Consider the following 22,588-nt stretch of genomic DNA (forward strand, 5'->3'; position numbering starts at 1 on the left):
GTCGTTCATTAATAGGTTTTAAAACTTATTATTTCAGCAATCTATTAACCACTTATTTTCTATTTTTTAAACCAGCTTTTTAACGCATAGCGGTTGGCCTCTTTATTCAATTCAGCAATGGCACTTGTTAATGGAATTTCTTTTGGGCACACTTCCACACAATTTTGTGAATTACCACAATTGGATATACCTCCTTCACCGATCAGCACTTCCATTCGCTCATCTTTTTTCATAGCACCGGTTGGATGCATATTAAAATATTTCACTTGCGCCATCGCTTGAGGACCTAAAAATGGAGATCGGCTATTCACATTAGGACAGGCTTCCAAGCAGCATCCACAGGTCATACACGTCGAATAATCATAGGCCTCCTGTTGTTCGGTTGGAAATATATTTGGGCCCGCATCCAGTGCATATGTTCCATCAATCGGAATCCAGCCTTTAATTTTTTTTAATCCGTCAAACATTCGCTGCCGGTTGACAGCCAAATCCTTTTCAATAGGAAACGTACTCATCGGTTCTAAAATAATCGGCTGTTCTAATTTATCTACCAGGGCGGAACAAGCTTGTCTTACTTTTCCGTTAATTCTCATACTGCAGGCGCCACAAACTTCCTCAAGACAATTGTAGTCCCATATAACCGCCCGAACCTTTTCCCCTTTTACATTGATTGGATTCCGCTGGATTTCCATCAGAGCGGAAATGACATTCATATTCGGGCGATAAGGAATATCAAATTCATCCCAATATGAAGGTGCGTCTGAGTCATCCTGCCTTTTAATTTTAAAACGAAGCACTTTCTTTTTTACTTGATTCATTTAGCATCCCCCTTCCCTGTAGCTACTGACTCTGCCTTTTCCTCCTCATCTTTACTGCTGGTTACGACATCGTACCTTCTTGGGCGCGGCTTTATGTAACTTAAATCTACTGGCTCATAACTAAGGTCGGGGCCATTTGGTGTATATTTAGCGATGGTGGTTTTCAACCAGTTCTCATCATCACGAATAGGGAAGTCAGGTTTATAATGCGCCCCCCTGCTTTCGTTTCGATTTAAGGCTCCGAGTGTAATGACTCTTGCTAATTCCATCATATTTCGTAGCTGTCTGACAAAGGTAACGGTCCGATTATTCCAAGATGAATCATCATCAATTCCAATATGATTCCAACGTTCTAATAACTCTTGAAGCTTTTCATCTGTTTTTTGAAGCCGATCATTATATCTTACAACCGTTACATTATCGACCATCCAGTCACTCATTTCGACGTGAAGCTGATAGGGGTTTTCCTCCCCATCCATTTGATAAATTTTTTCCATTTGATGTTCTTGGAACAAACGCTCCTCCTCATAAAGCAAATCCGGAAGGTCATGACAGCGCTGATCAAGCCCCTTCACATACTTGACAGCGTTTGGGCCTGCCACCATCCCGCCGTATATAGCGGAAACCAGAGAGTTTGCACCAAGCCGGTTTGCACCATGGTATTGATACTCACATTCCCCACAGGCAAACAATCCTTGAATGTTTGTCATTTGATTATAATCCACCCATAATCCGCCCATAGAGTAATGCATAGCAGGGAAAATTTTCATCGGCACTTTCCGCGGATCATCCCCGGCAAATTTTTCGTAGATATCTAATATTCCACCCAGTTTTTGCTCCAGCTTTTCTACAGGCAGATGCGAAAGATCCAGATAAACCATATTCTCACCGTTAATGCCTAGCTTAAGATCAACGCAAACGTGAAAGATTTCCCGTGTAGCGATATCACGAGGAACCAAGTTCCCGTAGGCTGGATATTTTTCTTCAAGGAAATACCATGGCTTTCCTTCTTTATAAACCCATACCCTTCCGCCTTCCCCCCGCGCAGATTCTGACATTAACCGTAATTTATCATCTCCAGGTATAGCCGTTGGGTGTATCTGAATGAATTCACCATTCGCATAATGAGCGCCTTGCTGATAAGCAATGCTGTGGGCACTTCCAGTGTTGATAATAGAGTTTGTGCTTTTTCTATAAATATTACCAATGCCCCCGGTAGCCATAATAACAGCATCTGACCGAAATTCTTTGATTTCCATCGTTGCTAAGTTTTGTGCTATGATGCCACGGCACCTTTTTTCATCATCCAGCACTAAAGATAACAATTCCCAATGCTCATATTTGTCTACTAACCCATCAACTTCGTATTTCCGAACTTGTTCATCTAATGCATACAGGATTTGTTGCCCGGTAGTTGCACCTGCAAAGGCCGTCCTGGAATATTTAGCTCCACCTAATCTGCGGAAATCAATTTTCCCTTCAACTGTACGGTTAAATTGAACACCCATACGTGCAAGCAAGTAAATAATATCTGGTGCAGCATCACACATAGCCTTCACAGGAGGCTGGTTTGCGAGAAAATCACCGCCATAAATCGTATCATCAAAATGTTCCCAGGCTGAATCGCCTTCACCTTTTGTATTTACTGCTCCGTTTATTCCGCCTTGTGCACAAACGGAGTGTGACCGACGAACGGGTACTAACGAAAATAGCTTCACTGTACCACCTGATTCTGCGATTTTAATGGTAGCCATTAATCCAGCTAAGCCACCGCCAATTACAATATAATCTTCTGTATTCACTCGCTCCACCTCCGGTATGTAATCAGTAATACACATATATTTAATGTAGAGAAAAAAGACTCATCAGAAAATTGTTTCCGCTTTCAAATCTCTCATGCAAAAGTGTACAAAGTTGCAATCCCTATCAGGCACATTACTGCAAATAATAAAAGACTAAGCTGCACGGCGATCTTTTGAGAATTTTTGCCGAGTGTGATTCCCCAAGTGATTAGACCGGTAGATAAGCCGTTGCAAAAATGATAAGTGGTGGAGACCACACCGAGTATATAAAATGCGAAAATCAATGGATTTTGTAAATGTTCACTGACTAACTGAAAATTTACTTCAGTCCCCGTAAATGCTGTGGACAATCGAAAGGACCATACATGGTACACAACAAAGATTAGTGTTACGATGCCAGAAATTCTCTGGAACAAGTACATTAAATTTCGTCTGTATTGGTATGTATTTGTGTTGTTAGAAGAAACAAATGATAGATAAATGCCATATACAGCATGGAAAAGCAACGGAATAGCGATAAAAATAATTTCAATAACCGGTAAAAATGGGATGCTTTGAAGCCCTTCAATTTGTTTGTTATAAGTTTCTTCGCCAAACATTGCCGTAGCATTTGAGTAGAAATGTTCGATCAAAAATAATCCCAGCGGAACAATCCCTGCCAATGAGTGTAAACGTGAATAAATAAATTTTTTACTCGAATTACCCCTAGGGATGACTGTCCAAGTTTTTTGTTTCACTTCCACAGTTCTTCCTCCATTCATTCATAAAAAAGGTACATATTCTAGATTCAAAAATTAATAGAGACTCAGCATCTTCTGTGGCATCTAAATTGATGATTGGCTTCACAAAAGCGGAAACCGACGACTTTGGATAACCCAAAATAGGATATTGGATCCAATATTTTTTAAAAAAACTAAGCAATGTCTGAATTGCTTAGTATGTTGGAGCGTGCTTCGCTTTTCCTATTTATCGGCTTGGCCATCTTGTAACTTCTGAACCAACATGGTTCCCGTTCGTTTAATGTGATTTGAAACCAATTTAGAAGCTTTTACATTATCTTTTATTAAAACAGCTTCTAAAATCGCCCTATGTTCCTGATTTGATTTATCAATTTGTCCTGTTAAAATCTGGGGTGTATCTTGAGGAAAACCATTCCAGAGCGTTTCTATAAACTTCAACAGCCGTTTCCATGGACAGTATTTAATTAATAATTGATGAAATTCAATGTTAGTATAAACGAACTCATCAACTTCATTTGTAGACTCCATTTTCACGACTAGATTTTTTAGCTGTTCAACATCTTCATCCTTTAACTTCTCTACACTTAGTTCAACTGCCATTTTTTCAAGCTGGGAACGTAATTCATATATTTCTAATATGTCTTCAACCTGAATGGACTTAACAATTGCCCCTTTATGTGGTTCAAGGACCACCAAACCTTCTGATTCAAGCTTTCTAAGTGCTTCCCTTACTGGCATTCTGCTTACTCCTATGGAATCCGCCAAATCAGATTGCTTTAACCTTTCACCTGGTTTAAATTCACCTTGCAATATTGCTTTTCTTAAGATACTGCACACTTTTTGATGGAGTGTGTCGCGATTTTCTAAACGAAGATTTTCAACCATCTTGCTGCTTCCTTCCCTACCCAACGATTAAACTTTTTATTTTAGGATACAGGATCCGATATAAATTGTCTATATATTATGAAAATTTCTTATTTCTTTTTTTACTTTATAGGCCCTTAATTATTTAGAAAAAAGAGACCAACCTGTGCATCGTGAAGAAGTAACGAAGTAATTGAGAAATCCTTTGAAAATAATACCCTGATTTTGTTCACTGCCAGTTAAATAAGAATCTCCTGATTAAGCAGGAGATTCTTACTTATTTATTCTAGGAATACAACTCTTCCCTCATGTTTTGCCTTAATGATTTTTTGCTTTGGGGTACTTAAAATGAACGTGGTAAACCTAAGACATGCTGCCCCACATAGCTGGCCACGAGATTGTTGGTAACGGGGGCTACGATAAAGAGACGGGCTTCTCTGAATTTCCTCTCAATATTATATTCTGCAGCAAACCCGTATCCACCATAAGTATCCATTGCAGCATTCGCCGCACGCCATGTGGCTTCAGATGCAAGGTATTTTGCCATATTTGCTTCTGCACCGCAATTCAGACCACTATCAAACATCTCTGCGGCCTTGTCTCTCATTAATTTCGCCGCTTGTATATCCATATAGGATTTTGAAATTGGAAATTGAACCCCTTGGTTTTGTCCGATAGGTCTTCCAAATACCACTCGTTCATTGGCATATTGAACCGACTTATCAACGAAGTACATGCCATCTCCAACAGATTCAGAGGCAATCAATATGCGCTCTGCATTCATGCCTCCCAGCACATAACGAAATCCCTTTCCTTCTTCGCCGATCAAGTTTTCAGAGGGGATTTCTGCATTTTCAAAAAATACTTCGGTAGTAGCATGATTAATCATGGTATCGATGGGCCGAATATCGATTTTATCCACTTGGTCTTTCATGTCTAATATAAACAGACTTAGACCATCTGTTTTCTTCTGTACCTGATCTTTCGGTGTGGTTCTCGCCAGCAGCATCATTAAATCCGAATGCTCTGCGCGGGATGTCCAAATTTTTTGGCCATTAACAATGTAGCGATCCCCTTTTTTCTCAGCGAACGTTTGGATGTTCGTTGTATCACTGCCAGCTGTCGGCTCAGTTATTCCAAAGGCCTGTAAGCGTAGTTCGCCACTGGCTATTTTAGGAAGAAGCCTTTGTTTTTGTTCCTCGTTGCCATGTCGAAGCAACGCACCCATGGTATACATTTGTGCGTGGCAGGCTCCAGCATTGCCTCCAGAACGATTAATCTCTTCTAAAATAATACAGGCCTCTACCATTCCAAGTCCCGCACCACCGTATTCTTCAGGGATAAGTACGGACAGCCATCCCTCTTGTGTTAAAGCACTTACAAATTCCGTTGGGTAGGCATCTCTTTCATCGAGTTCTCTCCAATACGTTTCAGGAAAGCGCTCACATAAAGCTCTAACGCTTTTACGGATCATTTCGTGTTCACTATTTACCATCGTATTAGTTGACATGGATTATTTTACCTCCGAAATTTTTGTGTTAATAACTCACTGTGAATACGTTTGGTTATGAGCTATTTGCCTTGCCACTGAGGGAGCCTTTTTTCATTAAAGGCACAAACGCCTTCCATTCTATCCTCTGAATTTGCACATTTGTAATAAGCTTCGAGTTCAAGCACAATCCCTGTTGATAAATCCGTTTCAGTGCCATTATTTACAGCTTTCTTTAGAGCCACTAAAGACAGAGGAGCATTCTTAGCGATACTTTCAGCGAGTTTAGTAGTTTCTTCCAAAAGATTTTCCGCTGAATAAACATGGTTTATCAGCCCCCATTGTTTTCCTTCTTCGGCTGATATCCGCTTACCGGTATATAAAATTTCTTTTGCGATGCCAATCGGTAAAATGCGGGGAAGAAGTTGAGTGCCTCCTATGCCAGGGATAAGACCTAGTTTGGCTTCTGGTAATCCAAATTCTGCGTGATCAGATGCTGTTCGCAAATCACAGCTAAGGGAAATTTCCAGCCCTCCTCCTAGTGCATATCCGTTAACCGCAGCAATTACCGGGTATGGGAATTGACGGATACACTCTGTCACTTCTTCAAAGTAATCATGTTGTTTTTTCCAATCCTTCTTGGACATCCCATTTCTTTCTTTCAGATCGGCTCCAACACAAAAACTTCTCGTACCACTGCCGGTTATAACCACCGCTCGAACCGTATCGTCATACTTTAATTCACGAAAAGCCTCAATGATTTCAATTGCCATTTTGGTATTCATTGCGTTCATAGAATCGGCACGGTTTAAAGTTAAAACCGCTATTCCATTATTTTGATCTGCTCTCGATAACGTAATCGTTTCATAGGTTGCTACTGCCATGGTAATGCCTCCTTGAGATTAGAAATAGTTTAATTGTCTATTGTTAGCTTAAGTTGGGGACAGGGTACAGCCGCGAACTTTTCCCTGCTTTCATGACTTGTCCAGGTAAATCATGCTCTAGGAGGTCTCTCATTCGTTTGGAAGCCTCTATTAGTGGATCAAGATCAATACCCGTTTTGACACCCATCTCATGTAACATGTGTACAACATCCTCCGTACAAACATTTCCAGTCGCACCAGGAGCAAAAGGACACCCGCCAATTCCGCCAATGGACGCATCATAAATCGTAATGCCTGCCTCTAACCCGGCAAGAATGTTAGCGAGTCCCATTCCTCTGGTGTTGTGAAAATGACAGCCAAATTCAATAGCCCTCCATTCGTTAACTACTTGTTTGGTTAACTGATACACTTGTTTAGGATTTGCCATTCCGGTGGTATCTGCTAATGTTATTCTTTTGATGTTATGTAATAGAAGCTTATCAATAATCTTCATGATGCTCTCTTGCTGCACGGGACCTTCAAATGGACAGCCAAAAGTGGTGGCCAATGTTACGTGTAAATCAATGCTGTTTTCACAGGCAAACTGTACGAGATACTTAAAATTTTCCAATGAAGCTTTTGTCGTTTGGCGTATTCTGTTCGTTATGCGTATTGCTTGCTGATAAGACATAGTTGACAGCCTTCACACCGTTTTCTTTTGCGATCTCAAGACCTTTTAAATTTGGAACAAGTCCGACAAATTGCACCCCTTGGAAGGTCTTAAGCTGCGAATACAGTTCCCCTGTATTCGCCATTTGCGGAACAAGCTTTGGATGAACAAAGGAGCCAAATTCAACTTCAGAAACATTTGCCTGATGTAATAATTCAATAACACTCAATTTCTCATTACTGGTTAAAAGTTTGGACTCTAATTGGAGACCATCCCTGAGACCCACTTCATAAATGGTGACTCGATCAACTAAATCCATAATTATTCCTCCATCAATTTGTTTGGAAAATCGTAACCGTTCAAAATGGGATATTGGATCCCATTTATTATAACAAAACTTTTTAGAATATTCATTAAATTATATTTGTATTTTATAAATTTTGTCCTTTCGATTCTGTGCCAGAGGAAAAACTTTTAGGATTTAACCGGATAGTCGTGATTATTCTTGGCATATTAGCTTATGCGATGGGTCAGTTTTTCCCGTCTGTTTTGTCAATCCAGATGTATTCCTACACGATGTACGGCGCAGCCATTACACCTACCATATTAGCCAGCTTTCTATGGAAAAGAGCGACGACGGCAGGTGCAATATCCTCTATTATCACAGGTGGACTAGCCACTCTTATTTGGGAATTGGTTCTCGGCAAGCCGATGGGTTGGAACAGCATTTTTCCCTGCCGCTTTCAATCCTTGCTCTTATTGTTATCAGTCTGTTTACCATTAATAAGCCACAAGCGCTTGACCAAAATACAATTTCCATAAAATAAGAAAGGTGATGAAAAATGTTGAACATCCGAAATCGAGTTGAAACATTCAGAAGGTATCTTGAACGTGGGGCATGGATGCGGCAGTTATTATGCTGCCGGATCACCAATATTATCTAACTAGTTTTAAAGCACTGATTTATTCAAGTTCTATTTTCCTTATTATAAATAAAGAAAGATCAACGCTTGTTTTTCCTGGTCTTGAAGAACTCCATGCCGGGCAATCAGCCCAAGTAGAAGAAGTCAAGGTCTATTATGAACATCCTGAAGAATCACAAACACAGCATATGAGTTTAGTAGAATCTGTTGTTAAAGGAAATACCAAAGGTTCCACGATTGGCCTTGATTTTGCAAACGCACCCACAAGCCTTTATCAAGCATTAACATATTGGGGCTACCAGGTGAAGGATTGCCATGATGAAGAAAGCGGGAGAACTGGTTAACCTCGCATTGGAAACCTCATTAAAAGCGTGTGTAGAAAACGTCAGTGAACTCGAGGTGGATGCGAAAGGAAATGCTGCTTTGTACGCAAAGGCATCAAGGGATTATCCAGGATCCACACTCGATACGATTGTTATGTCGCCTTCAGGAAAAGAACGGAAGATTCTTCCCCATGTTTTCTCGAACACGAGACGGTTTCAAAATGGGAATGGAGTTATTCATAGCCGGCAGGTTGCACTGAATGGTTATCGCGCAGAGCTGGAACGAACGATTTTTATAGGAAAGCCAAATGATGATCAGCAAAAGATGTTTGATCTGGCAACAACAGCCCAGAAAATGGCGCTTGATTTCATAAAGTCAGTAGTTTCCGCTTCAGAGGTGGACCAGATTACAAGATGTGTTCCAAAAAGCCGGCGTCGCGGATTATGCCGTTTACCGGACAGGACACGGCCTCGGGTTTTCTGCCCACGAAGAGCCTTATATCCGTTTTGAAGTGATTTACTCTTAGAGGAAGGCATGGTATTCTGCGTTGAGCCCGGAATCTATATTCCCGGAATTGGAGGCTTCAGGTATTCCGATACAGTGGTTTTAAGAAAAAACGGGGCAGAAAAAGCCTCCATGGTACCATGGAGGCAAAGTCACTACTTGGAGGGGATTTTCTATGGTTAAAAAGGGACAGCGATTTGTTTCCTATTCCGATGACTTTAAACAGAAAGCCGTTATGAAGTACGTGAATGGTTCAAAAAGTTATGAGGCTTTAGCTGAGAAGACAGACCGGGTTTGGTCCTTTCAGTTTTTTGAATTTTTGAATACAAAGATAATCACTGACAGAGCCCATTACTTTATTCGTGTATAGCTTATTATCTACATCTACATAAACACTTGTGTTGACACTTTCATAAATGTTTGTATAATCGCAAGTATTTATGATTGGGTAACCTCTAAAAAGTAAGTCCCTATTTGTCCAACTGTGGAGCGAGCATGGATCCTTGTAAGCTTTTTATCTTCACTTTTCCTAAATCCTCCTGTATAGCATTCCCAGGGTCGATCGTTGACCGTTCATAGATGTCATTCATGATAAATACAGTATCATTATCTTTATTTAAAACAACGAATGAATAACCTTTGATTTGCTTTTCTAAAGTATTGATTTGCTTTTTCGTTAAGCGATGAGGGATGTCTTCAACTAAGCGCAAATGACAAAACTTGCGCTGTGAATCACCCTGAGAAAAAGATGGGCCAGGCTTAAATGTGGATTGTTCCAGCGAAGTTACTTCAACAGTCTGATCAGGAAAACCAATTCCATAGGAGTAAACGATTCCTTTTGATAAGAAATTTACAAGCTTTCCACTTAATTGATAATCCATATCAAGAACGAGCTTATTATTCTTAATTTGTACCTTAAATAATGTTGGATGAAAATTGAAGTTGTCAAACCGTTTACCAAAATCCAATCTTTCATGGTTAGTTAACTGCGCTGTTTGACTTTTGTGAGCTTTAGATTCTTGGGTTGAGGCTTCTCTTTCTTTAGGATTAGATTTCTTTTCCTCATTGGAACAAGCTGTGATTGCTATAGATAATATCAGGCAGGCCAAATATTTGTTCATTCTCCTCATCCTTTAAATGGGTTCTTGTGCTGAATACTCCCTATATGTCCACTTATTATGGATGGATCTTTTCTTTTTTAATTTGCCCATATTATAGTAGCGTTCATATCCAGCCGATTTTACATATTTACTACCAAACTTCAGAAGATGTTTTTGTTTTGCAGGAATAGTATACGTACATGTTGTACTCACGCTCTTTGTCTTACCCCATCCGGTTTCATAATGGATCGCAATTTCTGCTACGGCCGCTTTAAGACTTCCTGTTGATGAAGCCGTTGAGCTTGTATATTTAGACCGTTCCACACTCATCGATACTGTCCGTTTCTCTTTGTTTTTTGAATTGTCTGCTTCATGATCCCAATAGGTTTTCTTGTGTTTTGATTTTGTTACCTTTTCATATTCCCATCCTGTATACGCATCCTCAGCAAGCCTGTAACCGTCATCGGGTAAAGTTGGAAGATACTTTAAAAGTGCATCATTACCGTAATGGGGGCCGGACATCTTTCCCGTTTCCTGATAAGTATCTGCAAAAGCCTGTCCGTTTCCAATTCCCATACTAACGGATGCGGCTAATACAAACACAACACCCATTTTTTTAAACTGACCTTTACTTGATACTGTCACGACTACCAACTCCCTTTTTTCATTTGTAGTTATTTGCGTAATTAAAAAGTCAACAGCAACCCTCATCCACGTCTTTTTGTTTTAATGTGGCGATGTAGTATAATCAATTAAGACGGATGAAGGAGGTGCAGCTCCTTCATCCAGTTATTTTATTGCGAGATTTAAGGAGTGATGCTGTATTGGAGAAAGATATAAAAATTAGAAAAGTTGGAAATTCACTAGGTGTAATAATTCCATTTGAAATGTTAAAAAACTTAGGTGTAGGAGAAGACGATTTGGTTCGAATGACTTACGATAATGGGAAGATCATTATTACAAATAATCCAGAATCATCAGAAGCGAAATTCAAAGAAAGAATATTTCGTATTATAGACGAGTATATGAAAAATGAAAGATAAAACTAGAAGGTGGGATCCCCACTTTCTTTTTTCTTTTGAGCCAAATCCCTCCATAAATCCCCTCCTTTACACAGTTTGATTATAACAATAATTATAACATGATTTGATTTTATATCGATTTTAAACATATTTCATGAGTAAAAATGCTTATTTTCCAAATCGTGTTATAACTTATTCGAAAATCACTTGGAAATTCATTTTGTATCTAGGGGTATTTATTCAAAATACTAGAATAAAAAAACCCTATCAATGGGTTGTCAGTTAGGATTTTTGTTTGTGGTCTGAAGAAAAATTGAACGGCACACATAGCACCCTTCTTTCGGTGGGTTCATTCTTCATCGATTGATTCGAGGAAAAATCGAATTTTCAAGTAATGTAACCACAAGGTTTGATAAATCTGTTTTGGACAGTCAGCTTGAGCTGTTCCCAGAGGATAAGGCTGTAATAATTTCACCCTGCGATATTGCTGAGTCAAACAGTAAGACCACTTTGGATAAAACAAAAGCCACCACCCCCAACAAGGAAAGTGATGACCTTTGCCCTCTGCCTTAAAAGCAGAAGTAGAGTATTCCAGAATGATAACCTGCATCATTTCTGGGGAGATTTTAATTTTCAGATTGATCTCCATACAACCTCTCCTCTCACAGGATGGCTCTCTGCCAACCATTCCTCTGTGGCAAGTCCAGAAGAAAAAAGCTCAAGGATTACATGTAGTATAGCATGGATAGTCCGGTAGGTTAAAAGTTTCCTATTGTTGGTCAAAAGAATCCCCATAACGCTGGGAGACACAGTCAGAAGAATCAGAAGCGAGATGATGGGGCAACTGGTGGTGTATGTTTACCAGGAAGGACTGGCAAATACCCCGTTGGAACAGGTCCTTAGAACCCTGAAACTGATCGCTTAAAAAATTGATTTTGTTAGCTACACTACCCGTATGCCCTTTTTTCGGGAAATCAGCTAATTATGCAAGAGTCTAGTGAGTAAGTTAGATGTATGAATTTACTTTAACATCCAATAACTGCTTATCGTTACGTCTCCATTTATAAAAATAAGGACATCGTATTTATGCTTTCTACAGTATGAATGTGGAACTACGGATCCCCCTTATTCAATCGCTTTTAACTAATTTTTGTTCTTACTTCCTAGTTCCATTTAATTATACAATTAGCTAATCATCAATCTGTCAAAAAAGTTCTTGCCGGCAGCAAGAACTTTTTTCTACTCACATAATCCTGTTGATACGTATTTGTCTATATCAGTTCTGGATATACGTCCTTCATAGTTAATAAAGGTGTAAAAAACCCTCAGCCAGTTATATCCTCCACTAGGAGGAATTGCTGGGACTCTCGTCAAAGCCCTTAACGCCTTTTTACTTTTAATCTCGCTTTCTTAAGAAAAACCTTATTATTGAGACGTTTCATAGATTCCAAAACAATGAATTGAATCTACATGAAAACCTCATTAAGAACCAGGCACTAGAAAAAATTTCAATCATATATAAGTATATTCGTTCTAATTTGTTGAGGGGGATATATACTCCCTATGGAAAAATATTTCGGTAAGTTAGAATTAGTTTATTCATTTTATGGGGCTATGCCTACAGGTGTAAGTGTTTCAGAAACTGGGCGTATTTTCATTTGCTTTCCGAAATGGGGAGACGACGTTAAATTTACAGTGGGGGAAATTGTTGGGGATGATTTGCAGCCTTATCCTAGTTTAGAAACCAATTTGGTAAACCCAGGGAATATCACAATGTCTTTCATCAGTGTCCAAAGTGTAGTTGCTGATGGGAAGGGAACACTCTGGGTATTAGACACAGCGGCACCAAATTTTTCAGAACCTATTAAAGGGGGAGCAAAACTGGTCGCTGTTGATTTAAAAACCAATACAATAAGAAAAGTATATACCTTTACAGAAGATGTTGTACTGCCCAACAACTTATCTGAATGTGTCCGATTTGATTTTCGTGTTGGTAAAGCAGGTTATGCCTATATAACGGATTCTTCTTCCAAAGGACCAGGAGCTATTATTGTCGTAGATTTAGAAAATGGAAATGCGTTTAGACGGTTAAATGGAGCCAATCCAACTTCACCCGATCCCTATTTTTTACCAAAAGTAGAAGGTAAAATTTTGATGAATCGAAACAAAGATGGCTCAACTTCTCCCTTTAGACTGGCGTCTGATGGTATCGCAATTTCTCCAGATGGAAAGATTTTATTTTTTTGTCCACTAACCAGCCGTCATCTGTTCTCGATCTCAACAGAAGCACTGAGAGACAGAACTATACCGCATAATGATTTACTTTATCATGTGGAATATTGGGGAGAAAAAGGTGCGTCTGATGGAATGATCACGGATGCAAAAAGAACCGTTTATGCTGGTGACTATGAAAACAACAGTATTCGAAAGATATTGCCGAATGGCACAATGAAAACCATCGCACATGATCCGAGAATTTTATGGCCGGATACTTTTTCGATTGGTCCGGATCAATACTTATATGTCATTGTCAACCAATTACATCGGCAGGCAGAAAATGATAAAACTCCCTAGCTTCTAAAATCATGATATTTAATTAGTGTTAGTTTTGTACAACCCAATCAGTTTCCGCCGTAGTTCCAAAAGCTTTATACAGTTTCTTATTTGCAGTATCTAGGAACTCTTGTCCAATCGCAGATGGAATCACTGTAGGTGCAGCTGTTCCTGTTAGGGTTGGAACTTGAGTTATGGCTTGACCTTTAGGTGTTCCATACGTTCCTACTGCTGAATCAATTCTGGTATACACTGATATGTCAAAAGAAAAGCCTTGAGTATGGTTAGTGTAATCACAGTTTATGAACGTAACGTGGGCCTGAGTATTTGGAGATGTTATGATTCCACGTGGAGAATCATATCCCATACTCAAATCAGAACAGTTGATGAACGTTGCTCTTTTGAAGTTTAATAGCTGAATGCCTGTGTATCTAGCAGCTGTATAAGCATTCTCAATAATTATGTTCTTTATCAAGGAAGCTCCTGTATACTGGTAGATATGAACAGCATCATTTAGGAATTTATAATTTCGTAACGTTAGGTTCTCGATACTATCTTTCATCAACACCATAACGTTTGTACAGTTCTCTACGATAACATTGTCAATGTTCTGTGTAGGCATGGAAGCTTGGCTGTCTTTCGCTCTCATGTTGAATTGTAGTGACCCACCCTTAACGTGGATGTTACTTAGCTTAATGGAACCAACCTTATCCATTGTCCAAGTACCGCCAGACTGAGCGTAACCTGACAACGTTAGCTGTCCTCCATTAGGGAACTGGATATTGTCAAAAACGTAGTTACACTTATTGGCATCATCTCCCGATTTATAGGAGCTGTCCACTTTCTCCCGGTGATGAACCGTACAGTTTTCCATTTTCACGTTCCCGTTTATTGTGAAACTATCCATTTCACAGTTTTCGATTGTAATTGAGCCACAGTTATCATGGAAGTCAAGGGAATACTGATTGCCCTGTTGTTCGCTAAACCAATGACAGTTTTTCATAACGACATTGTCAACTGGCTCCCATCCACCTCCTGTATGACCATGTCGTCCAGTACGTGTTGAACAGCTTTCATATTGAACGTTTCTTGAGCTTATGGTTGCAAATCCATAGCTGGTTCCTGAGCCTGTATACCAAGCTCTCTCTGTGGTTGAACCGATATGGTTGACATTAACACAGAAGGTAGTGGAGATACAAGTGACGAAGTTGTCGACTGTTAACCCTTCTATGATACTGTTAGCAGAATACTTTAACATTAGACCAGTTTGTCCGTTTGGTAAAGCACCCGTATTTTCAATTCTAAGCTTACCTTGAAGCATTAGTTGTCCCGGCTCATAAACTTCAACCGTATCCACAGCACTAATGTCGTGATTTAAAGCTCCAGTGAGATATACCCTATCTGCGGCAACTCTGGTGACAATAAAATCCCCACCCTTGTAGAAATAGCTTCTTGATGGATGGTATTGTTCAGTAGTAGACACGAAACGGATTAGGTGACCCGCTTTTATTCCTGTCGTATCTTTCAGCAAAACATAAGACCTTCCTTGGGTGTAACCTCCTGTTGCTTGGTAGTTCCCAACTTTTACCCCTTGAATGGTCAAAGCATCGCCCGCAGCACTGGTTTTTAGTACAGCATCATTGGCCAGTATTCTTGCTTTCTTTCCTGACAAGTTTCCACTTAGGTTGAATTCCCCATTAAGGACAATCCAGCTTTCACCATTGGAATGGTCAATGGCATCCTGTAATATCTGTGTGTCATCTCCTCCAGTACTTTCTAACACTTGTGCTGATGGAGCTACTTCTGAGACAAGTTCCTCAAAATCTTTGTTGTCTGAAGACCTTATGAACTTTGGTTCGATGAAAAGATAATCCCCAAGACCAGGTATCAACTTTTCTAATGTCACTTGGCATACCTCCCCTTTTTCGAACATCCATAACATAGTACTTGCCATCCGTCTTAATTGCCGCAAGAACTCCACTTAAAGAAATAAAAAGTTTACTTTTTGTAGCATCTAAAGCCATGTGATCTACTCCAAAAAATGTACCCAACGAACCTACATAATCCGTGTGGAAATGAGCTTACTAGGTTAAGAATCGGTAAATATGCAAGTTCTCTATATTTGAAAAATGTATATTACTATCCTTATATAGGGATTTTTCCTTTTTAATTTCCCTCTTTGCCAACTTTCAAAACATTATTAAAAATACCATTTCCTTGCTTTTTAATAATGTTTTTATAACTCTGAAACAATAATATGATGAATCTAGGCACACCTATTAATAGAATAAAAAGTTGATTTATTGATCTAAAATTTATATTGACAAAAATATTTTATTATGTTATAATAAAATATTTTTCATTGACACCAGTTGTATTCCTTCATTATTCTAATAGTAGACAACTAAGATCGGAAATTGAGTACTAACTGAAATATATGTATGGAGGGATGCGCATGAGGATTCACAAAGGAATTGAAATGCTGGACATTTCTGCGGCAGTATTAGGAAAAAAGGATACTGTCCACCCCACACTGATCTGGGATGAGGAAAGGGCTGTTCTCATTGATACCGGATACCCCGGACAGCTTCCTTTATTTCTAGAAGCATTCCAGAAAGCAGATGTCCCGCTGGAGAAACTTCGAAACATCATCATAACTCACCAGGATTTAGATCATATTGGCAGCCTGCCTGCAATTTTGGAACATGCTCCCACGGAGATTGAAGTTCTCACAACTGAATTGGAAAAGCCTTATATTGAGGGGAAAAAGATGACGCCTGAAGCCATAGCACAAGTCGACTCAATGATTCCTCCCAATGTTCCCGAAGATTGGGTAAAAGCTTTTAAAGCAGTACTCAATAACCCGCCAAAAGGCCGAGTGAACAGGACAATAAAAGATGGAGAATTCCTCCCCTACGGCTATGGAATACAAGTTGTTTTCACTCCCGGACACACACCCGGACATACGAGCCTCTATCATTTGGAAAGCAAAACCCTTATTGCAGGAGATGCTTTAGTCATTATAGACGGCGTTCTGCACCCGCCTGATTCTCAGCAAACATTGGATATGGAAGAAGCGATTAGGTCCCTTCAGAAGCTTACCGTATTGGATATTCAACAGGTAATTTGCTATCACGGAGGACTTTATTCCGGAGATGTTAACAAACGGCTTAAAGAGCTGGCCATGATAAACCAAGGTACGCTGCCCCTTCCGGAAAACGTGCTTTTTCCCTCTCTTTGGCACAAAGCAAAACCCTGAATTTAGGCTTATTTGGCCAAATTCAGGGTTTTGCATGTTTGACTTGGTTCCGTGAACTACGATTATGTTACCAGCTGGCTTATTTAACGTTGTAACCGGCTGCATATCGTTTTATATGTTAGTGTATTACTCAACAAGCTGATCCTCAATAAAATGCATCCGCTTCATGACCTTTCCTTCCTTACTTTTATCATAAACATTGTATTCTCTTTGTGGTTCAGCATCTGACCAAATGATCGATGCAATGAGATCACGCTTATGATGTTCCATCCGATCCGTATTCATGTAACTTTCATCAGGCTGCCAGTCTCTTGGCAAATCGTCACTTTCCCTATAGAAGGACATATAAAAAATCCTGTTTTTGCCTTCTATTACTTTAATTTCATCTTCAACTGGATGATTCTTAATGTATTTTTCAACTAATTCTTTTAAATCTATTAAATCATTGGGTGGATTCAGAATCATATAATGTTTTCTAAGAGTCGTCACTTCTTCATCCTTTCTACCAACGATCTCTTCTGTATTGGCAATTTCGAAAATCTTTGTTTCCCCGCTTGATTCCCCATTCTTTGTACATCCAATTAAGTATAATGGTATGAAGAATATACCAATAATCAAAACTAAAATTTTTAAATTAACTTTAATTACAATTCCCCCTCGAATGGTATATTCATTTCCATTAAAGAAACAAAGGGCTTATATTTGCCATCATATTCATCATAATGCTGTAAGACAAACCAGGCACGAAATCCTGCTAAGTTGACATACACCTTCTCCACATCTGGCTGATCTAACCCAAAATGATCATATAAACGAACATGCATGACACCTTTAAAGTGATTGTTCTCTACTGAAAAATCTTTTACGGATACGGTATTCCCCCAAGTATCATTTACTGTAATTGTAAGTCCGTCTATAATATCACTGTTATTATGAAACACCGGGTAAGAAGCATTATCCTGTATATATTGATAAAATTTATTAGTGTCCTTTGTACTTTTATCAAACTGAAGTGCTGCCAAATTACCTCCATTTTTCTTTAACTCATCAACTAACGCATTTTTGACAAATTCAACATAGGCTTTTGTTGTCTCATGCTCACTCGCTTTTTTAGTTAAAGTCTGATTGCGATACGCTGTACCAGTTCCCTCCTCAAAATGATCAATCATATCTAAAACAACATCTTCCATATCTCCCGTAGAAAATATGCTTGTTGACATTGTCTCGAACTCATCAAAGAGAATACCTGGGAAATAAGATTCAAGTAATTGGAATCTGAACATCCAGTTAATGTCAGTCATTTCATCGCCTGTATAATCATTTGTTTTCATATCATTCGCTACATTTCCATTTTCATCATAGCCTTCTGGTCTATCTGATTGATAAATTACTAAATCGGATAAATCAGAGTACAACGGTCTCGAATCCTCATTATCAAACTTTCCATCTCCGTCACTATCTTTTCGGTCAGGAAAACTGGTTGGAAAGAAACCTTCAAAATGAATAGTAACTCCAAAAATGTCTACGGTGAATGTTTTGAATGGACCCATTTCTTGCCCATCGGTTAATCCATCTCCGTCACTATCTTTCATGTTAGGATTTGAGTAGATTATACCGTATGGTGTTTTCATTCCTACAATTTCATAGGTATCGTATAAGCCATCCCCATCTGAATCTTTTGGATCTATCTCTCCATCACCTGAATCATCACTACTAAAGACAATATCCTTCCACTTATCGATGCTTGCAGCTGGATCGTACTTTCCACCTGTTCTCGTTGCAATATTGCGAAGCAGCATTTCATTTACACCTTGCGTCCTTGAGTAGTCTATTTCCCTACTCCAAAGCTCCAACCATTTTGTCTTATCAACAACCATATATTCACTAAGCTGATTAGTTTCCACACTTATTGTATTCTTACTTGTATCTAACACAGCGTTAAGGCTTTCAAACATTTCCTCATCTTCATTATACCAAATGATGCCTAAATCATTTTCCAATGTGTCTCCTAGCTGCGTTTCATCATAAGTAAGCTTAATGCTTGCTTTATCAACTTCTGATTGAGTATTGATCCTTACAGGAGAACCAATAATACCGTATAAATTAGTTGTTTTATTGACTTTGTTTGTGCTAATTCTAGTCGTTTTATTAATATTATCCTTTGCACTAAAACTAACTTCTACACTTGTAATTTCTGATTTATCAGGCAATGATTTACGAATAGATTGTTCATGGAGTTCTTGTGAATCTATGATCTCGTCATTATCGCTGTCTGCAACATTCGGATTTGTCTTTAAAGTATATTCATCTCCATCACTTAACCCATCGCTATCTGTATCATACTTATTAGGTAATGAATCAAACTGATGTACTTCAAATCCGTCAGTTAAACTATCTTGGTCTGAATCTTTCTTAATCAAAGTTGTTTGATAAACCTGCTCATCTTTATTATTCAGGCCGTCTTCATCGATATCTTCATCTGCATCACTTATGCCATTATGATCTGTATCATATTTTGTTGGGGAAATAAATGATTTAATCTCATATTCAATATTGTCCTTTAATCCATCACCATCTGTATCCTTTATAAATGGATTCATTCCCTCTACGAATTCTATTCCATCTGTTATAGTGTCACCATCCGTGTCAGAGGTAGAATCAAAGAAGTCTGTGTTAAATGGATAGCCTGCTTTTTCTAGTCCGAATAACACTTGTTTATATGCATTTTGATAGGATTTTGATGCAGGGGTAGCTAGATCTTTTTCTAGAAACCCATTAGCTTTTTCAGACATTTTCACAGCGTTATTCAAATGAGCTTTTATTCCTTTGTGATCCGTTTGCTCAGAGATATCCGTTAAGATGCCGATAGCATTTTTATTGACAATTTTATCCGATAAATAAAAATTAAAGAGTATATCTGAAATTAATACTTCAGTTGGTTCATTAAAATCGTTTTTTGATACAAACCCCCATAGACATACTGTTAACCTATGTTTGATTTTTAAGAGCAGATCACTTTTTAGAACCACTCCTTTTATATACTCCTCTTGAACTGCTTTTTCATATTGGTTAATCAATTGTTCAAACATATCAAGTTCATTCATATCTTTTTGCTTAAAGTCTCCGGTTTTATCAAATTCCACAATCAGATTATCTAGTGCATTAGAATCAAACTTAGCATTCGTATCTTTTATGACTGGTGCGAGACGATTTAATTCATTTATTGCAACCTTATCATAGATTTTTGCATCTCTGGTATCCTCATAGAATTCATATTCACTTAACCACTGTTTTACATTTTGCTCACTAAAATTCTTATGTTGTCCTTGATTAGCATGGTTATTACCCTTGGCAACCACTGCTTGCCCAGATCCGCCGAAAACAATTGCAAAGGTCAATAAAAAACTCAACATACTTTTTACTTTATTTTTCATCATGAAAGTCTCCTCTATAAAAATATTAATTTAACCTATAAAAATATAACTATATAGAGAGAAGTGGTATGCATTTACTCTGGTAGATACTTATAAATCTGTTGCCGACTTTTATAACGCAATTTTATTTGGTTTAATGAGCGAAGCATACGTTATCGTGGTTCCCATCCAAAGAAATATTGTCAAAATCCTTGAGTTAATGTCATTAGTTCAACTCCCTCTATAAATATTAATATGGTTTGTGTGGGTGGGATCAGTACGTGTTGCACAATGAATCTCTGCGTAGATTATGATGACGTACCCTCCCATGTCTCTTGGCATCTGAGTGTCTACATTCCTTTGTTCGGTCTAGTCATAAGGTAGAGGCTAGCGATGCTCCTTTAGGGACTCTAGGTCGGATGGTGAAAATAGCGCCAGCTTCTCCGTGTCACCCTATGGTCTAGTGCTTATTAAAAGGGTGAGGGCGTTAAGCTGCATCTTCGAGACAAGGAATATCTTTTATCATTCGTTCTGCATCAAACGCTGTTTGCTTTGTGCTTATCCATGTAATACTTTTAGTAGCTTACCGCATAGTACAACAATTGTTTTTTTTTTACTTAACGGATTAATGCCTCTGGTGGTGTAATACTCACGCATTCTACGAAAGGCTTTATTGTGTCCAATCATCGGCATCATCACTCGGAAAAGGAGGGCACGTAGCTTTATTTTGCCCGGTTTGGAAATACGTTTTTGTCCTTTATGCTGACAGGATGAATCTTCACGTAACGTTAATCCCGCGAGTTTGATTAGTGGCGTGGATCCTTGTAGTATGAAAAACTTCCGATTTCAGCTAATAAATCAACAATTGTTGTATCTCTAAGCCCTTGAACTGTTGAGAGCCATTCGTACTCTACAGATGTTTGAACAAGCTTTACTAAGTAGCTGAGTAAGATCTTCGATTTCCTGATCTAACTGATGGTAACTGCGGACGTGTGTGGCGATTTCAATACGAGCCATCTCACGTCCCTCTGTTACAACGATGGAGTTAGCAACGACTTCAATGAGATGCACTGTTTCGGTCTTTGGGGAGATTTGAGCCCTGCGCGTCGGGTCATCGTTTAGAAGTAAGCTGACAGAGGAATTAGCAGGTGTCAAAAACATGATGATTCGCTGGTTAGATCGCTATTTTCCTGAATTTACTCAAGTGAGTCATTCGGAAAAATGGCTATGGCTGTACTGGAAGAGACCCCATTTCCGAATGATCTTCACCAGAAACAACCCGATGAAGAACGTCCATATGATTAACCATTGCCAATAATTAACTAATTTTTAGTTTAATTTATTTATTTTATAATTATAAGGGAATAATTTCCTATATTAGATATTTTTATTTGGATCTTCTGATCTGTGATTTCTTACGATTAAGGTTAAAGAAAAATAATAAATAATAACTGCGTATCTTATTCATTATCAGTTAACATAATCGTAAATATGAAGTTAGCACAAAACGGCAATCCCATACGATTCAAGAGATTGCCGTTTATCGACTATGCATGATTTTATATACATCGTTGATATATCAAGATTTTTAGCTTCTAAAGAAGCCTGTCAGATGATAAAAAGTGATTAGACAGAAAAGTCCTTATATGACGGAACTTTCAGCCTTAGCCTATGTTTTCGTTGGTAGGACCCTTAAACAGATTTCAACTTCTAAAAAAAGCCGGTTCGTGTAATAAGGAATCGACTTTTTTAATTTGTCTTGTTGAATTATCATGCTTCGATAGTTGAATAGACATTGTTCAACAATCTGGCCCAATACAAAAAGACACGCCTTTATAAAGGCGATCCTCGTTTATGATTAAAGATTAATTTAATTAAAAATATTTCCTTTATAAAAAAACATCTACCTTCTTAATCCTTAATGTACGATTGGGAGAGTAGCTTTCGTAACATCATTGACAAATGAGAAATGCAGTTCGTGATTATCATTAATCGAAGCGAAAAAAATGCTATCCAATTCTTTGATTCCTTTCTTTTGTAATTGATCTAATAACCATTTTTCATTTAAGTTTAACTGGTTAAGAACAGTAGAATCAATTTTTCCCTCCAAGATGACAGGGTAGGATATGCCTTCATGTTTCTTTTTAATTTCTAAATCCTCTATCGTAACAAAAGATTTGTTCGCTTTTTTATAAACGGTTAAATTTCCATTTGCTTCTACTATTGCAAGTTCCACATCTGTTA

General features: G+C 38.4%; 18 protein-coding genes and 5 pseudogenes. 8 read left to right on the forward strand and 15 right to left on the reverse strand.

The window, feature by feature from the left end; translation table 11 throughout:
• Window positions 1-59: 59 nt before the first annotated feature.
• The 7 genes and pseudogenes from sdhB to M1K46_RS22705 form a co-directional block, all read right to left on the reverse strand.
• On the reverse strand, window positions 60-818 hold the full coding sequence (gene sdhB, locus M1K46_RS22675; protein ID WP_256227806.1) for a succinate dehydrogenase iron-sulfur subunit: 759 nt from the start codon (window positions 816-818) through the stop codon (window positions 60-62).
• Window positions 815-2,656, reverse strand: coding sequence for a succinate dehydrogenase flavoprotein subunit (sdhA, locus tag M1K46_RS22680; protein WP_375162238.1), 1,842 nt, complete (start codon window positions 2,654-2,656; stop codon window positions 815-817). Before sdhA ends, sdhB begins: the two co-directional genes overlap by 4 nt.
• 56 nt (window positions 2,657-2,712) lie before the next feature.
• The gene (locus M1K46_RS22685) at window positions 2,713-3,363 is read right to left on the reverse strand and encodes a succinate dehydrogenase cytochrome b558 subunit (RefSeq protein ID WP_256227809.1); all 651 of its coding nucleotides are present in this window, start codon (window positions 3,361-3,363) and stop codon (window positions 2,713-2,715) included.
• Window positions 3,364-3,582: 219 nt separating this feature from the next.
• Window positions 3,583-4,245 carry a GntR family transcriptional regulator gene (locus M1K46_RS22690; protein WP_256227810.1) on the reverse strand — a complete coding sequence of 221 codons (663 nt, stop codon included), beginning with the start codon at window positions 4,243-4,245 and terminating at the stop codon, window positions 3,583-3,585.
• A gap of 322 nt (window positions 4,246-4,567) precedes the next feature.
• Window positions 4,568-5,734 carry an acyl-CoA dehydrogenase family protein gene (locus tag M1K46_RS22695; protein WP_256227811.1) on the reverse strand — a complete coding sequence of 389 codons (1,167 nt, stop codon included), beginning with the start codon at window positions 5,732-5,734 and terminating at the stop codon, window positions 4,568-4,570.
• Window positions 5,735-5,796: 62 nt separating this feature from the next.
• On the reverse strand, window positions 5,797-6,597 hold the full coding sequence (locus M1K46_RS22700) for an enoyl-CoA hydratase/isomerase family protein (protein WP_256227812.1): 801 nt from the start codon (window positions 6,595-6,597) through the stop codon (window positions 5,797-5,799).
• A gap of 43 nt (window positions 6,598-6,640) precedes the next feature.
• Window positions 6,641-7,565, reverse strand: a pseudogene (locus M1K46_RS22705) (hydroxymethylglutaryl-CoA lyase).
• 176 nt (window positions 7,566-7,741) lie between these two features.
• Between M1K46_RS22705 and M1K46_RS22715 the strand changes: the two are divergent.
• From M1K46_RS22715 to M1K46_RS22730, 4 genes and pseudogenes are all read left to right on the forward strand, one after another.
• Window positions 7,742-8,068 (forward strand): hypothetical protein, encoded by a 327-nt coding sequence (locus M1K46_RS22715; RefSeq protein ID WP_256227815.1) that lies wholly within the window; start codon window positions 7,742-7,744, stop codon window positions 8,066-8,068.
• 76 nt (window positions 8,069-8,144) lie between these two features.
• On the forward strand, window positions 8,145-8,513 hold the full coding sequence (locus M1K46_RS22720) for an aminopeptidase P family N-terminal domain-containing protein (RefSeq protein WP_256227816.1): 369 nt from the start codon (window positions 8,145-8,147) through the stop codon (window positions 8,511-8,513).
• Window positions 8,488-9,180 (forward strand): annotated as a pseudogene (locus tag M1K46_RS22725) (M24 family metallopeptidase). Before M1K46_RS22720 ends, M1K46_RS22725 begins: the two are co-directional and overlap by 26 nt.
• Entirely contained in the window at window positions 9,173-9,367 is a 195-nt protein-coding gene (locus tag M1K46_RS22730; protein WP_256227817.1) for a hypothetical protein, read from the forward strand. Before M1K46_RS22725 ends, M1K46_RS22730 begins: the two are co-directional and overlap by 8 nt.
• 100 nt (window positions 9,368-9,467) lie before the next feature.
• Here M1K46_RS22730 and M1K46_RS22735 read toward each other — a convergent pair whose 3' ends face one another.
• Both M1K46_RS22735 and M1K46_RS22740 read right to left on the reverse strand, forming a co-directional pair.
• The gene (locus M1K46_RS22735; RefSeq protein ID WP_256227818.1) at window positions 9,468-10,118 is read right to left on the reverse strand and encodes a hypothetical protein; all 651 of its coding nucleotides are present in this window, start codon (window positions 10,116-10,118) and stop codon (window positions 9,468-9,470) included.
• Between the two features lie 12 nt (window positions 10,119-10,130).
• On the reverse strand, window positions 10,131-10,742 hold the full coding sequence (locus M1K46_RS22740; RefSeq protein WP_256227820.1) for a hypothetical protein: 612 nt from the start codon (window positions 10,740-10,742) through the stop codon (window positions 10,131-10,133).
• Between the two features lie 179 nt (window positions 10,743-10,921).
• Here M1K46_RS22740 and M1K46_RS22745 point away from each other — a divergent pair, with 179 nt between their 5' ends.
• Entirely contained in the window at window positions 10,922-11,140 is a 219-nt protein-coding gene (locus M1K46_RS22745; protein WP_256227822.1) for an AbrB/MazE/SpoVT family DNA-binding domain-containing protein, read from the forward strand.
• A 328-nt stretch (window positions 11,141-11,468) separates the two neighbouring features.
• Here M1K46_RS22745 and M1K46_RS22750 read toward each other — a convergent pair whose 3' ends face one another.
• Window positions 11,469-11,768 carry a hypothetical protein gene (locus tag M1K46_RS22750; protein WP_256227825.1) on the reverse strand — a complete coding sequence of 100 codons (300 nt, stop codon included), beginning with the start codon at window positions 11,766-11,768 and terminating at the stop codon, window positions 11,469-11,471.
• Between the two features lie 914 nt (window positions 11,769-12,682).
• Here M1K46_RS22750 and M1K46_RS22755 point away from each other — a divergent pair.
• Window positions 12,683-13,669, forward strand: a pseudogene (locus tag M1K46_RS22755) (L-dopachrome tautomerase-related protein); the annotation flags it as partial.
• 52 nt (window positions 13,670-13,721) lie between these two features.
• Here the strand turns inward: M1K46_RS22755 and M1K46_RS22760 are convergent.
• The gene (locus M1K46_RS22760) at window positions 13,722-15,578 is read right to left on the reverse strand and encodes a hypothetical protein (RefSeq protein WP_256227826.1); all 1,857 of its coding nucleotides are present in this window, start codon (window positions 15,576-15,578) and stop codon (window positions 13,722-13,724) included.
• Window positions 15,579-16,127: 549 nt separating this feature from the next.
• On the opposite strand from M1K46_RS22760, the gene M1K46_RS22765 reads away from it, so the two are divergent.
• On the forward strand, window positions 16,128-16,931 hold the full coding sequence (locus M1K46_RS22765; RefSeq protein ID WP_256227827.1) for an MBL fold metallo-hydrolase: 804 nt from the start codon (window positions 16,128-16,130) through the stop codon (window positions 16,929-16,931).
• A 126-nt stretch (window positions 16,932-17,057) separates the two neighbouring features.
• Here M1K46_RS22765 and M1K46_RS22770 read toward each other — a convergent pair whose 3' ends face one another.
• From M1K46_RS22770 to M1K46_RS22780, 3 genes and pseudogenes are all read right to left on the reverse strand, one after another.
• The gene (locus M1K46_RS22770; protein WP_256227828.1) at window positions 17,058-17,549 is read right to left on the reverse strand and encodes a hypothetical protein; all 492 of its coding nucleotides are present in this window, start codon (window positions 17,547-17,549) and stop codon (window positions 17,058-17,060) included.
• A 26-nt stretch (window positions 17,550-17,575) separates the two neighbouring features.
• Window positions 17,576-20,365 carry a DUF3289 family protein gene (locus M1K46_RS22775; RefSeq protein ID WP_256227829.1) on the reverse strand — a complete coding sequence of 930 codons (2,790 nt, stop codon included), beginning with the start codon at window positions 20,363-20,365 and terminating at the stop codon, window positions 17,576-17,578.
• A gap of 466 nt (window positions 20,366-20,831) precedes the next feature.
• Window positions 20,832-21,444: pseudogene (locus M1K46_RS22780) on the reverse strand (transposase); the annotation flags it as partial.
• On the opposite strand from M1K46_RS22780, the pseudogene M1K46_RS22785 reads away from it, so the two are divergent.
• A pseudogene (locus tag M1K46_RS22785) lies at window positions 21,444-21,631 on the forward strand (IS110 family transposase); the annotation flags it as partial. The pseudogenes M1K46_RS22780 and M1K46_RS22785 overlap by 1 nt on opposite strands.
• 631 nt (window positions 21,632-22,262) lie before the next feature.
• Here M1K46_RS22785 and M1K46_RS22790 read toward each other — a convergent pair.
• Window positions 22,263-22,588 (reverse strand): DUF421 domain-containing protein (locus M1K46_RS22790; RefSeq protein WP_256227831.1); only part of this gene is annotated, 326 nt, incomplete at its 5' end.

It is taken from the genome of Fictibacillus sp. WQ 8-8, from assembly GCF_024494405.1.
In the GTDB taxonomy this organism is placed as follows: Bacteria; Bacillota; Bacilli; order Bacillales; family Fictibacillaceae; genus Fictibacillus_C; species Fictibacillus_C marinisediminis.

What these genes read in the sequence shown, in the direction of transcription:
- M1K46_RS22700 (WP_256227812.1), bottom strand. Translation starts at nt 6,597, where the DNA reads ATGGCAGTAGCAACCTATGAAACGATTACGTTATCGAGAGCAGATCAA.
- sdhB (WP_256227806.1), bottom strand. Translation starts at nt 818, where the DNA reads ATGAATCAAGTAAAAAAGAAAGTGCTTCGTTTTAAAATTAAAAGGCAG.
- M1K46_RS22765 (WP_256227827.1), top strand. Translation starts at nt 16,128, where the DNA reads ATGAGGATTCACAAAGGAATTGAAATGCTGGACATTTCTGCGGCAGTA.
- M1K46_RS22735 (WP_256227818.1), bottom strand. Translation starts at nt 10,118, where the DNA reads ATGAACAAATATTTGGCCTGCCTGATATTATCTATAGCAATCACAGCT.
- sdhA (WP_375162238.1), bottom strand. Translation starts at nt 2,656, where the DNA reads ATGTGTATTACTGATTACATACCGGAGGTGGAGCGAGTGAATACAGAA.
- M1K46_RS22775 (WP_256227829.1), bottom strand. Translation starts at nt 20,365, where the DNA reads ATGAAAAATAAAGTAAAAAGTATGTTGAGTTTTTTATTGACCTTTGCA.
- M1K46_RS22750 (WP_256227825.1), bottom strand. Translation starts at nt 11,768, where the DNA reads ATGGAGATCAATCTGAAAATTAAAATCTCCCCAGAAATGATGCAGGTT.
- M1K46_RS22730 (WP_256227817.1), top strand. Translation starts at nt 9,173, where the DNA reads ATGGTTAAAAAGGGACAGCGATTTGTTTCCTATTCCGATGACTTTAAA.
- M1K46_RS22690 (WP_256227810.1), bottom strand. Translation starts at nt 4,245, where the DNA reads ATGGTTGAAAATCTTCGTTTAGAAAATCGCGACACACTCCATCAAAAA.
- M1K46_RS22695 (WP_256227811.1), bottom strand. Translation starts at nt 5,734, where the DNA reads ATGTCAACTAATACGATGGTAAATAGTGAACACGAAATGATCCGTAAA.
- M1K46_RS22720 (WP_256227816.1), top strand. Translation starts at nt 8,145, where the DNA reads ATGGATGCGGCAGTTATTATGCTGCCGGATCACCAATATTATCTAACT.